Origin of the sequence: Halobellus inordinatus (genome assembly GCF_024498335.1) — an archaeon.
In the GTDB taxonomy this organism is placed as follows: Archaea; Halobacteriota; Halobacteria; order Halobacteriales; family Haloferacaceae; genus Haloquadratum; species Haloquadratum inordinatus.
Genome location: NZ_CP101826.1, coordinates 94114 through 105722, shown reverse-complemented (window position 1 = coordinate 105722; position 11609 = coordinate 94114). Strand labels below are relative to the sequence as shown.

General features: G+C 60.7%; 16 protein-coding genes and 3 pseudogenes. 2 read left to right on the top strand and 17 right to left on the bottom strand.

Features of this window, described 5'->3' with window-relative positions; all coding sequences use genetic code 11:
* Positions 1-143 precede the first annotated feature (143 nt).
* From NO362_RS14670 to NO362_RS13860, 7 genes and pseudogenes are all read right to left on the bottom strand, one after another.
* Positions 144-272, bottom strand: a pseudogene (locus NO362_RS14670) (DUF7389 domain-containing protein); the annotation flags it as partial.
* A gap of 62 nt (positions 273-334) precedes the next feature.
* The gene (locus tag NO362_RS13885) at positions 335-754 is read right to left on the bottom strand and encodes an HVO_A0114 family putative DNA-binding protein (RefSeq protein WP_256546864.1); all 420 of its coding nucleotides are present in this window, start codon (positions 752-754) and stop codon (positions 335-337) included.
* Positions 755-789: 35 nt separating this feature from the next.
* On the bottom strand, positions 790-1104 hold the full coding sequence (locus NO362_RS13880) for a toxin-antitoxin system TumE family protein (protein ID WP_256546863.1): 315 nt from the start codon (positions 1102-1104) through the stop codon (positions 790-792).
* A 424-nt stretch (positions 1105-1528) separates the two neighbouring features.
* Positions 1529-2020 (bottom strand): annotated as a pseudogene (locus NO362_RS13875) (nucleotidyl transferase AbiEii/AbiGii toxin family protein); the annotation flags it as partial.
* A gap of 137 nt (positions 2021-2157) precedes the next feature.
* Positions 2158-2474 (bottom strand): annotated as a pseudogene (locus NO362_RS13870) (nucleotidyl transferase AbiEii/AbiGii toxin family protein); the annotation flags it as partial.
* A gap of 5 nt (positions 2475-2479) precedes the next feature.
* Positions 2480-3310 (bottom strand): type IV toxin-antitoxin system AbiEi family antitoxin domain-containing protein, encoded by an 831-nt coding sequence (locus NO362_RS13865; protein ID WP_256546879.1) that lies wholly within the window; start codon positions 3308-3310, stop codon positions 2480-2482.
* 123 nt (positions 3311-3433) lie between these two features.
* The gene (locus NO362_RS13860) at positions 3434-4366 is read right to left on the bottom strand and encodes an ArdC-like ssDNA-binding domain-containing protein (RefSeq protein ID WP_256546862.1); all 933 of its coding nucleotides are present in this window, start codon (positions 4364-4366) and stop codon (positions 3434-3436) included.
* A gap of 158 nt (positions 4367-4524) precedes the next feature.
* Between NO362_RS13860 and NO362_RS13855 the strand changes: the two genes are divergently transcribed.
* Positions 4525-4671 (top strand): zinc-ribbon domain-containing protein, encoded by a 147-nt coding sequence (locus tag NO362_RS13855; RefSeq protein WP_256546861.1) that lies wholly within the window; start codon positions 4525-4527, stop codon positions 4669-4671.
* Here the strand turns inward: NO362_RS13855 and NO362_RS13850 are convergent, their stop codons facing one another.
* On the bottom strand, positions 4672-5019 hold the full coding sequence (locus NO362_RS13850; RefSeq protein WP_256546860.1) for a DUF8013 domain-containing protein: 348 nt from the start codon (positions 5017-5019) through the stop codon (positions 4672-4674).
* Positions 5020-5143: 124 nt separating this feature from the next.
* Between NO362_RS13850 and NO362_RS13845 the strand changes: the two genes are divergently transcribed.
* Positions 5144-6508 carry a restriction endonuclease gene (locus NO362_RS13845; RefSeq protein ID WP_256546859.1) on the top strand — a complete coding sequence of 455 codons (1365 nt, stop codon included), beginning with the start codon at positions 5144-5146 and terminating at the stop codon, positions 6506-6508.
* Between the two features lie 36 nt (positions 6509-6544).
* Here the strand turns inward: NO362_RS13845 and NO362_RS13840 are convergent, their stop codons facing one another.
* From NO362_RS13840 to NO362_RS13800, 9 genes are all read right to left on the bottom strand, one after another.
* Positions 6545-7495: a winged helix DNA-binding protein gene (locus tag NO362_RS13840; protein WP_256546858.1), complete on the bottom strand. Its 951-nt coding sequence runs from the start codon at positions 7493-7495 to the stop codon at positions 6545-6547.
* A 44-nt stretch (positions 7496-7539) separates the two neighbouring features.
* Positions 7540-8124, bottom strand: coding sequence for a hypothetical protein (locus NO362_RS13835; protein ID WP_256546857.1), 585 nt, complete (start codon positions 8122-8124; stop codon positions 7540-7542).
* An 82-nt stretch (positions 8125-8206) separates the two neighbouring features.
* Positions 8207-8602 carry a DUF7567 family protein gene (locus tag NO362_RS13830; protein WP_256546856.1) on the bottom strand — a complete coding sequence of 132 codons (396 nt, stop codon included), beginning with the start codon at positions 8600-8602 and terminating at the stop codon, positions 8207-8209.
* A gap of 72 nt (positions 8603-8674) precedes the next feature.
* Positions 8675-9040: a DUF7568 family protein gene (locus tag NO362_RS13825; RefSeq protein ID WP_256546855.1), complete on the bottom strand. Its 366-nt coding sequence runs from the start codon at positions 9038-9040 to the stop codon at positions 8675-8677.
* A gap of 6 nt (positions 9041-9046) precedes the next feature.
* Positions 9047-9547: a DUF7995 family protein gene (locus tag NO362_RS13820; protein WP_256546854.1), complete on the bottom strand. Its 501-nt coding sequence runs from the start codon at positions 9545-9547 to the stop codon at positions 9047-9049.
* 108 nt (positions 9548-9655) lie between these two features.
* A complete protein-coding gene (locus NO362_RS13815; RefSeq protein WP_256546853.1) occupies positions 9656-10078 on the bottom strand; it encodes a DUF8025 family protein in 423 nt (140 codons plus the stop codon).
* A 74-nt stretch (positions 10079-10152) separates the two neighbouring features.
* Positions 10153-10815 carry a DUF6735 family protein gene (locus NO362_RS13810; protein WP_256546852.1) on the bottom strand — a complete coding sequence of 221 codons (663 nt, stop codon included), beginning with the start codon at positions 10813-10815 and terminating at the stop codon, positions 10153-10155.
* A 67-nt stretch (positions 10816-10882) separates the two neighbouring features.
* Positions 10883-11263 carry a hypothetical protein gene (locus NO362_RS13805; protein WP_220619783.1) on the bottom strand — a complete coding sequence of 127 codons (381 nt, stop codon included), beginning with the start codon at positions 11261-11263 and terminating at the stop codon, positions 10883-10885.
* 91 nt (positions 11264-11354) lie between these two features.
* Positions 11355-11543 carry a DUF8012 family protein gene (locus tag NO362_RS13800; protein WP_006183366.1) on the bottom strand — a complete coding sequence of 63 codons (189 nt, stop codon included), beginning with the start codon at positions 11541-11543 and terminating at the stop codon, positions 11355-11357.
* Positions 11544-11609: the final 66 nt, after the last annotated feature.

The window sequence follows — 11609 nt, the reverse complement described above, 5'->3', positions numbered from 1 at the left end:
CATATGTAGCATCTCACATTCATATAAGTTGCGTTTGGTGTGGGGAGTCGGTCAGCCACCGAACGGCGGTTGTTTTCTCACCGTGTCGCGTTCCTCCCCGCCGTGAACGGCGGGGTTTCCCGCTTGTAGAAAGATGAACTGTCGCCACGCCACGTCCTTACAGTGAGTGAGACGCCGACATCGCTTCGCTCGACGTACTCGGTTCGGTTCGTGCGCTCTTCACTGGACGACGATTCAACTGCTCGGCTTGGTTGTTGATTTGAGTCAGACATTCGCTCTCCACGAGAGCCCTTTGACAGCTCTCGCGACCTTTCAGAGGGTGAAAAACAAGTGGCTAGTCTGCGCTAGCTGGGGTACTGTCTACGTCGACGTCGTCGAGAAGAGGATAGTCGATGTGCATCTCAATTTTATCGAAGGGGACAACTGGTTGAATCGCTCCCCCAGGACCTCCTTCTTTGAGTTCGAGGATGCCCAGCACCTCCAGCTGTTTCAGATCTGCATGGACATCAGAGACGTCGCGGTCGACGAGTCGTGCAGCCTCGCGCATACTTGATGGGTGCTCTTTGGCGATCGCCTGAATGAGATTGAGGCGCAGTGGGGTGAGGCTGTCGACGAGATCGTCATAGGTCCCGAACTGGAGTACTGCACGCTCATCGCTTTTGTCCAGTTCATCAGCCTCGGCACTCTGAATGAACTGGAGCGTATCCTCTCGGAGCTGTGCTCGGTCGCCGACGGTGATGTGAAGCGTGGTCATATTCGGGTGTGTTGGATCTGTATTGTCTCTGCAGTTCAATAGGGACGGGGTGGGTTGCCACCAATCGTGTCCCAGTATTCGTCAGCACTGGCCCAAAACTCGACGATAAGTTCTTCCATACCAGGAAACTCGACGTCTGCCTCCCCGACAGCGGTGTGGAGGTCGTGACCTTTGGTGTCTTCGTGGGCGTTATCGTAGCGGATGAGCGTTAGATCTTGCAGCGTTCCCAGGTGCAGTGTGTACTTCCAGCCGGACGGGTAGGCGTCTGTATCGGTCGTCCGTCGGATGACGACGTTCTCGACGAGTCCGGCCTCGACGTGGGTGTAGCGGTGCGTGAGTTCGTGGCCCATCCCTCACCCGTTGGGTTGTCTCCCAACACCATAAGTGTGTTGGGTATGCACCCAACAGCATTCAGACGGTGACAGGGTCTCACAATACTATAGCGCGATCGAGTTTGACGACAACCGTGCGACGCACCTCCGCCATATTTCATATGTAGCACCTCACATTCATATAAGTTGCGTTTGGTGTGGGGAGTCGGTCAGCCACCGAACGGCGGTTGTTTTCTCACCGTGTCGCGTTCCTCCCCGCCGTGAACGGCGGGGTTTCCCGCTTGTAGAAAGATGATTCGGTGAGGCTGGAATGCGCCTCCGCCCCTCGGCGGGCGCTCAAAAACTTAACCAACGCACCAGCCAGACATCCCAAATTGTTGGTTAATCCCCAGAGCTCCAAATGCGACACTCATCAGTCATCCACACCGACATCGGCCGTTGCCTACGGCGATCCCTGTTGGGAGATCACCGTGTCCAACTGTTCCCAGACCATTTCGAACGCCGGCGGATCACCGGTCAGGTCCGGCAGCGTGGTCTCCCACTGGTGGCGGATCGTTTCTTGTTGTTCGTCCGGGAGTCCTTTGTTCAGATCAACGGTGAGCCCATCGTGTTTGCACTTCGCGTCGAAGGCGGGCCCCACGTCGGCAAAGTTGATCGCGACCGAATCGGTTTCGAGCAGCTGATAGAGATCATAGTAGTCACGGGCGGCCCCGCGCTGGTAGATCGCTCGGAGCTTTTCGGCGAAGATCTCCTCGACGCTGTACGCCTGGAGATCGAATTCGGGCACGTCTTCGTACGCGTGCGTGTGCTGAACAGGGTCGAAGGCGACGTGCTCGTCGACCATCACGTCGATGCTGGTCGTGTTGGGGTGGTTGAGGACGGCGCGGTACTGAATGCTGATGTCGACGTAGTGGGTCGGGTAGTGGTCTTGCTGCATCCGTGTTCGGTTAACACTCCCAGTAATATTCTATGGGGTTCGAGACTGCCTGGGCCGGGCATCGACGGCGGAATCGAGCGATACTCAAACCCTCCAGAACTGTCGGCTCGGGCTTAACCGAACACCGATGGGTCCTGCTGGGATTCGTGATGCTCGCGAATCTCGAATTCGATGCCAGAGCGGTCGGCAATCGTATCGAGGACCGTTCGGAGCTCCTGTTTGGACCCCTGGTACTCCCCTTCGACGCCAAAATCGAGGTCCTCCGAGAATCGCTACGATTGCGGGAAATACAGCTTGACAGCGCGGTCCCGCCTTTGAACAGGAGGTTGTCGCCGTAGCCGTTCGTGAAGATGCCCCAGAGGAGCCACGAATTGACGTAGTTCTTTTCGGCGTACCCTTGCCGAACGCCCAGTTCGCGAGCGAGAATCCGGAGCCGGTCCTGACTGATCATCGCAATCAGGACTCCGTCGGCTCCAGCATGGCTGGCTCGACGTTGATTCGGAGGCGATACGTACTGTCGGTCGATCCGGTGTCGGGCCGCGTGGGGTCCAACAGGGAGTACCCACTCGTGAACGACGCAACGAGTTCTTCGCGGGCGGGGAGGTCGATGCCGAGCTGGTCGGCGAGGTAGACGATCCGCTTGGTCGCAGCGCCGTTGTCGAGGCGCTCGAGGTACTCGCCGACAGTGTTCCACTCGCAACCCCGTTCGTCGGCGGTGCGCATCGCGGTCGCAAGTTTCCGAAGACCACCACAGAACTCGGGGTGGTCCGCACAGTCGACCAGCGTCTTTTCTAGGTCGCTGACCTGCACGGTCGTACCCTCGATCGAGGTCGGCTCACAGCCGAAGAATTTCCGCTCGGTGACTGTCGTGACGCGGTACGGGACGCCGTGGATCTCTCGGCTTTGCGCTCGGGTCGGCGTGACGACGTACACCGTCCGGGGGACCTGTTCGGTTAGCCCGTGGTGGCTGAGGGCGCTGTAGTAGCCGATGTACATCGGCTCGGCGACGTGGGCGGCGATGAGGTACTCGTGGGTTGTGTAGACGGCTTCCTCACCGGCAGCCAGTGGGATGATGAGATACGTCCCCGGAACGAGTCTGTCAAGCCAGCCCTTCTCGGTGAGCCGGGAAGCGATCTCGCGGGCGGTGTTTGGGGGGACCTCCAGCGTCGTCTCGATGTCGTCGACGGAGATGATCTGATGACCCGCGCCAGCGAGTCGTGCAAGGAGTCGACTTTCTCGAGTCGAGAGACCCTGGCGTATATTTTGTGTTTGCTCTATGGTACTTATACCTGCGTTTCTTACATAGAGTATAAACATAGGCCTGCTTTAGCCTTGCGACTGCCGCGGACGGCGGAGACGAGCAGACTTAACCAACAAAATCGGGTATAGAACCGTGCGTTGGTTAAGGATTCAAGCGCCGTCTTCGACTCCGTCGATGAGCTCTTCTGCTGTGGAACTGATCCGGTCGAGACGGTCGCGAACGATCTCGGGATTGTCCGACTCCCACGCGGCCAAGTAGAACGCCGACCCGCTGGTATCCAACCCACAGTACCGCCCGACGACGTACGCGACGGCTTCGGCCTCGACTTCGCGTTTCACCCGCTCAGTGTCGTCGTCGACGTCGAAGTGGAGCAGGGCGTGGGCGTATTCGTGAATCAGCGTCCGCGCGAGGTCGGCCTCGTTCTCCCGATCACGTACCTCGACGAGCGGCTGAACGTCGACGAGGCTTAGCTGCTCGCAGATGCCCTTTGCCTCGCCGTGGGTCCACTCCTCGGCTGGAACGATTCGCACCGTCACGCCGAGCTCATCAGCGGCGACAATCAACTGTTCGACGAGGTCGCCGGCGGCCCCGGTCGCTTCCGTGTTCAGGTCGGGAAGCGGCTCGCCCTCGGTCTGGGAGGTGTCGAACACCGGCGCGGGTTTGAACCCGACCAATCCTTTCGACCACTCCTCGGGTGGCGTCTCGTCGTACTCACATTCACTGTCCTCGTGGTAGCTCGGCGAGTTCTCGCACTCCGGGCACTGCGTGGTGATGATCGGCGCCCAGATCCAGATGGCCGACTCGCCTTCCGCGACGTGGCGGTCGAACTCCTCCTGCCACGTCCGGTAGCCCGCCACCCGAGTTGCCTCGGGACACTGCCGCTTGATGAGGAGCGTGTTCCGATATGAGTAGTCGTGGAAGCGACTCTGGACATCGAGCCACTCCTGGAACTCCGCGCTGGACTGCGCATCGTCGACCCTGGCGGCAAGGTCGTCAATCCACTGTTCGATCGTACTGTTCATCTCGTCGGATCGTGTGTCGGTCTGCTCGAAGGAGACCGACGCATTGCTGGTCGTAGCCATAGTGTTCACTGAACCAAATCGAGTTCGCAGCGACTGCATCACATCAGGACGCGCCGCACCCCTCTGGGGCGCACAAAAAACACGTCTCTACGACACCGAGGTGATTCGGAAGATCAAAGGAAGCTATTACCACCCAAGCGGACGTCGCCGCTAGTAGAATGGGACTGTTGAGTAGGCTCCGGACGGCCATCGACGGGGAATCCTCGACGCTGTGGGAGTGCCGCAACTGTGGCGAGACCCTCTCTGCGGACGCCGAGGAGTGTCCACGCTGTGGCGCTGACGAGATTGTATACTACGAGTTCTGATCAGCGCAGCGCTGCTGGCTCCTTAGCGATGCCGACCGTGACGAGGTACGCAAGGAATTCCTCGTATAGGTTGCTGTCGCTGGGCGTGTCAGCCGCAAGGTGACGTGCCCATTCGATCGCCCATCGGTAGGCAGGATCCGTGCCGCCCTTCCCGTGGAGGTACCACCAGCGCGCTGCTTTGAGAACCACAATGGGATTCGTCGGCGGTTGGTCGCCGGCAAGCCCACGGGTGATGGATTCGATTTCGTCGGGGACGTTGGTAGGATTGATCTCTGCTGATTGCATATTTCCGATATCGACTGGGATGTCATCAATCGAGACGGTTTCCGGATTCTGTTGTTGACTCACTGGAAGTCACCTCTGCGTGAGGACCCTCAGAGGAGCCCTCACGCTTTTCGGGGCTCGAAAAACAGGGCGAGCTGCGTTCGGCAACGTATTTGACAGTTGCAACGTACTGTCCAATTACCTTAGGATGGCTGTCCTGGACGACCTCTCCGGATTCGAGTTCGAGGACCTAATGGAGGACGTGTTCCGCACCCTCGGCTACGAGAACGTTCGGCAGGCCGCCAAAACGAGCGACGAGGGTCGAGACGTCCTGATGGAGGAGGTCGTCGACGGCACGCGACGGGCGATCATCGTCGAGTGCAAGCACACCGTGACCGTCGGGCGGCCGGTCGTCCAGAAACTGCACTCGGCGATCGCGACATTCGACTTCGACGGTCCCAAACGCGGGATGGTCGTCACGACCGGCCGGTTCACGAACCCTGCCCAGGAGTACGCCGAACAGCTCCAGCAGAACGACGATCCCTATCCTATCGAGTTACTGGACGGGCAGGACCTTCGGGAGATCGCCGACGAGATCGGGCTGGATCTCTACAACGGCCGCATTGAGATCCTCTGTGACGAGACCCTGCGGCCGTACGACCCGGCGGCGGATGTCGACGCACCTGTCCAGGAGGCATTCCGCGACATCGAGAACATCGAGGCCGCGGATCTGCCGGTGCCGCACTCGCAAGTGACGTTCCGACCGGTGGTTGCGATCACCGCCGACACGAACGCTGTCTTCGAGACCTCGGTCGGTGTCATCCACCGGATCAACGACCGCACACAGTTCGTTGTCCACGCTGAACGCGGCCATCCGAAGGTGGCAGATAACGATGTCGCGACGCTGGTCACCGAGAACTTCCACACGACGGTGCCCCTCGATACCGGGCAGTTTACCGAGGTATTCGACGACGTCGAGGAGCGCCGGTTCGGCCAGACCCAAACGGAGTACAAGGAGTGGGCTGTCGACCGCCTTCAGGACTATCACACGACGACGGTAACCTACACCGGCGACAATAACGTCACATACAACAAGACGTGTGAGCCGAACCCCTCGGACATCTCAGTGCAATCGATTGAGCCGGTGTATCTACCTGAGGTTCGGCAGACGACAGAGATACTGGAGTACTCGTATCCGTACGAATACTATGCTGCTGGCCCCTCGCGGGTCACTCTGGAGGACAGGATTCATCGGTGCGTCCATTGTGAGACGAGCGGCGTCGACGAGACGTACACCTACTGTCCGAACTGCGGGGCGATCGCCTGCGACACCCACAGCAAGACCGAACGGCTCGAAGGGGAGCCGGTCTGTACCGGCTGTGCGGTGACCGAAGGGTTCGCGCTGAAGACGAAGTACTTCTACGACGAGGAGAACCTCGACGCGTTCCGCAAGGAGTACGCCGAGATGCCCCTTCACGAGAAGGCGATGGAGAACAAGCTGCTGGCTGGCGGGAGCGTGGTTGCGACGCTTTTGCTCGTCGTCGGACTACTCGTGATCGGCGGCATCATCTAACCAGTCGCAATTTTCCGCCAGGCTGCGAGGTTAGCGTTAGGGGACTCCGTACTGCTCTTTGAGTGCCATATATTCGTCCTTCTTTGGGAGGATGACGGGCAGATCATCTGTCCTGTCGAAGTCGCCCCGAAGTGGCCGATACAACGCTTTCACAGTGGGTTCCAGGTCGTACCACCGTGCGGTCCCGACGAGTGTCTCCTGATCGATGTCCTCCGCCTCGATCAGCAGCATCGAATAGCTGACCCGCCGGGATCCGCTATCCAGAAGGAGCGTATGGCATACGACTTCAGCAGCCGTTAGCTCCTCATCTGGAGCATACCAGAACGGAGGCTCGCCGGCGAGGAAAAACTGTAGACCATACGCTGCAAACCGACCCAGTCCGGTCATCTCCCAGTCCGGAGCTGCTTGGAGTGCGTCCGTATCCTCGTCGGTCTGCAGGCGAACGAGTGCTCGCTTCGGATCGCACCACGCGATCGTGGCACTGGGAGCGATTTCCCGGACTCGTGCTCGATGTTCGTGCTCTACGGTAGCCCGGGCGAACGCCAACAGCGGCGAGACTTCGTCATGGTGGGCGTACTTCGAATCGGCTCTGGAGAGTAGTGATCGGTGCTTGAGCGGCGATAACGCGCTGTGGACACCTTGTCGAGTGATTCCGAGCCGGTCTGCGATATCAGCGATGTAACGTGGTCTATCGAGATACCAACACACGCGGAGTGTGGCTGGGGAGAGCAGTTCCGTCCAGTCTACGTGGCTGAACTCCGACTGCAGCGTTCGATACGCTTCGGTAACTGGATGTTCCGCGATGCGGACACGACGCTGATTGCTGGACCCACGGGTTTCTGTGAGCAATCCCGCTGCGAGCAATTCGTCGAGTACGTCGTACAGATGTTCTCGTGAATATCCGGTTTCGGCCGCGAGTTCCGCCGGTGTTGCTTCACGGCCGGTACCCAGCGCGTCAAGCACGGCGAGTCCGGCCTTCGAAATCATCTGGGTCTTTCTAAACCCGAACCATATAAATACGATTTGGGATTTTACTTGACGACTGCTTCGTCCCGGACCAGTTCTGCGAGCGCGTCCTCGAGCGACCCGTGGAACTGCCAGCTCGCCTGCTCGAAGGCCTCGTCGGTCGGGCCGTCCCAGCGGGGGAACGCGGAGTGACCGCTCACTTTGACTGTCCACTCGGTCGGCTTGTCGAACGGGTTCTCCGTCGGGAGTTCGACGACGTAGAGGTATTCCTCGTCGCCGTGGATGCCGTCGGCCGGATTCTCGACGCCGTGGCCCAGCAGGAACAGCGGCTGGTCGAGATGCTCCATGTTGGCCGGTTCAAGGAGATCCGCTGGCTGAGCCGCGTCGATCGTTCGCTCTGGGTCGCCATCCAGGTAGAGGTCGACCGTCGAGAGCTTGTCGAGGAACACGAAGGTCGCCGCCGTGTAGCCCGGGCCACGCTCTGCGCGGGTCGCATCGAGAAGCTCTTTCAGTTGTGCGAGATCCCGGAGGACGCTCCCGGGGTACCCGTCCGAATGCCGGTACACCTGCGCGACGCGGTCGGCGCTGCCATCTGTCTCACCGGTCTGTTCGACTCGTTGGACGAATCGGAGTTGGCTCCGTGTCGACATCGGTACTCGCCGGCGCGTGTGCGCCGGCACCCATCGCCGGCGCTGAAACAACACCACACAGTCGTAGCGGGATTGCAATCCGCTAAGCGAGATGTGACACCTCGTCTGGTTCCTCCACGTCGTCGAATTCACCACGCTCGACCGGCTCCCAATCCTCCCCAGGTGCTGGACTCCACCAGTCGATCTCATAGGCATCCGGTGCACCGAGGATTTTTGCCCGTGCCGAGCCGTCAGGCAGGTCGCGACGGAGCTTCTCGTCGACGTGAAGGTTCCACGTCGAGTCGGTGTCGAAGCACGCGAGCACAGCCTCCTCGTAGCCACGGTTTTCTCGGGACTCTCGGAGGACGACCTGCGTGTTACAGTTCTTGCAGAACACTCCCTCGAAGGGAATGTGGGTGAACACTTCCTGCCCGCAGACGGGGCACCAGAGGAACTCGAACAGTGCCTCGCTGTGTCGGTCGAGTACTTCGAGACTCATTGTTGGACCGACCCGGTTCGACCGGGTCACTCTCTCCGCCCCGGCCGAAAAACACCCTGCGTGTGTACGTTCTCAGCGTTCAGGGCCGTAGACGATGCGCGAGGGGGCTTCGTACCCACAGTCCGGACAGTCGTACCAGCGCTGTACCTTCGCTCCATCAGCTGTCTTCTCACCGACGAGGACGTCGTCGTTCGGACACTCCGGACAGTTCAGTTCGGGCGCTGGCCGCCCTCGAAGTGCATCTCGGAACGTTGTCGCCTCTTTCGTCTCGAAGCCTCGCGACCAGATTGGGTAGCCGTCGACGAGGATCGCCCCGCGCCACTTGTACCGGTATGAATCCGGCGCCCGGTGTAGAACGGCTCGCGCTCCAGTCTCGGTGTTTCGATACGCGAGTGTTGGTGTACGACTCTCCCGGGACCAGTTTGTGATTCTGGGCATTGTCAATCAGAAGTGGACGTCTGCGGGGACAATCCAGAGTGTCTGGCTGTCTTCCTCTTCCTCGAGGACACGATCGAGCTGATCGCGGTGGCGAATCCCCATCGCGTGCTGGTCGTACATCGGGATTGATGGCCCCTCGTAGGCGCCGACCTGATGGAAGGCGTGTCGGGCGAGGTCCTCGTCGCGTATGATCGCCTCGTCGCTGAGCTCGTCGAGCGCCTCCTTCGCGCGATCGAGATTCCGCTGGAACTCTTCCTTTGTGGCGTTCCAGGCTCGGTCAAGCAGTTCACCGCCCTCCTCTGAATTGATGGGTGCTGCCGTCGGTAGGTCTCCCCAGCGATCCTTCCCGGCGACCGTCGTCTCGTCTTCGTCGAACGTGACGTAGTAGTCAAACACGGCGCAGCCGTGGGGGTTCGCCCCGACGAGACGGTCGAAGACCGCTTTCCCTTCGACCAGGGCATCGTGCTGTGTCGGTGCCTCGACCAACGCGTAGATGACCATATGCATCTTTGTTCACCTCGGAGCGCCGACTCACCGGGCACTGCTCAGCTTTGTCTGCTCGGTGCGCCGGCACCCATCGCCGGCGCTCGAAAAACTCGCTTCGAGAGACCGGGTTCAGGGGTCGCGTGTCCGCTCGACAGTGATCGTCAGATTGCCCGACTCGTAGTCGGCCTCGAAATCGACGCTGAACGCGTCGGAGTCGTAGGCGGCGTGGTAGGCACGGTGCAGTTCGAGCGACCCGGTCGCCTTGAAGTGGAAGAACGCAGCCGAGGTGTAGGGCTTGCTCTGGGTTTCGACCTGCGTCTCGACAGAGGCCGGGAGCGCGATTTGTGGTGTGTCGGTATCGATGCTCGCAGCGAACGCCTTCGCTTCCTCGACGGTCGCCTGCGAATGTGCGGGCGTCTCACCGGTTAGCACGTTCACGGGCGTCTCCGTGTCGTCGGTGAACAGGACATCGTGGAAGGTGCGCGTCCCGAGGACTGCGTCGGGACCGAACTCACAATCGTGGAATGGGTCGTCGTCTGGTTTCTCGGGCATCCAATCACGAGCCTATGGTGGGGCTCAGTCCTTTCTGTCCCAGAAAAACACCATCTGCGTCGACGCAAATCGGCCTACGAGCGGCTAAGTGTCGCGTCCGGAGACGGTGTTTCACCGCTCGGGATGCGCAACTCCTGCCGCTTCCCGACCCACTCGTCGAGCTTCTGCTTGAGGTACTGGCGAGCCGTCGACGGCGTGAAGACGCCCTTGTCGAGCATGTCGCCGACGACGTCCTTCAGCGCCCGGAACTGCCCCTTCAGATGGCCGTCGCCGACCGGCTCGCCGTCGTGCCACCGAACGGTCGCGAGCGCCCCGTTCCCGACCGTCTCACCGTGGTCGATTGTCTCCGAATCGTACTGCAGGCCGAACCACAGCGTCCGGTAGGCGGTCACCTCGAAGGTCGGAGACACCACGTAGAACGCCTCGTGATGGAGGTAGTCGAGATGGTCAGCGATGATCTCCTCGAGGGTGAGGTCGGTGGCGCGGGGCTTTGGCTCGACGACCGTCGACGGGCGGTCTTCGCCGGCGAGGTAGCCGTCGACGCCATCTGCCTCGAGGCCATCGGCCAGCTCTGCGACGAGCTGTTTCGCCCACTTGGAGTCGGTGTCGTCGCCACCGAACGGCGACTCAGCCGAGATTCGTTGCTTGAGCTTCAGGTTCGCTGCGCCCCAATGGCTGTAGTGGAGCGTGTACTGTCCGTCCGTGCGTTCGTACGCAACAAGTGCGCGATGTCCCATCGAGCAATCACCTCACAGGGCGACCGCGACTGGATCGCCCCGCACCCCTCCCGGGGGACGAACAACGCTACTCGTCGATCGGGTCGAGGGAACTGAGGTCCGCGTGGAGGACTTCGCCGTCGCGAACGACGTACCGCTTGGCCAGGACTGGGAAGCGGCACTTGGTGAACCCCGCCGTCTGGATATCGAACTCTTCGTCGGCTTCGAGGTGGTTGGCGAGTTCTCGCAGGAATTCGTGGGTCACGATGCCGCCCTCGTAGTCTGGGAGGCCGTTCTCCCGCGCCTCGTACACCTCAAAGTCGTCGTACCCCCAGATGGTGAGCTCTCCGTCTTCGGTCACCTCCCAGTCGAGCGTCCCGAAGCAGTAGCTCTCACAGAGCTCGCGGACTGCCTGCGGATCCGATACGATCGCGCCAGTCGACGTCGTCGCAGCTTGCAGTGTCGCCATGTCTGGAGTTCACGGGGTCGCCCCCGCACCCCTGTCGGGGGCGATAAACCGACGCGAGAGTTGCCTCCCTGGTCGTGGCCGGGGACTCCAGTCAGGAATCTGCGTGGGCGTCCGCCCCGGCTCCGTCGCTCGGCCGCGTGAGAAGGCTCACCTCTTCCAGGAGGTCTCTCGCGGTCTCGACTCGCTCTCGATCCGCGTCGTCCAATCGGTCGACGTCGAGTCGGTTGAGATTGCTGAGTATACGATGCATCCGGTATCCTTGTTTGAACTCTTGCTCCATCGAAAGCGCCTCACTGCTCGCCGGCGCGGAAAGACGCCCCATCGAGATTGGCGTCGGGCTTGGAGG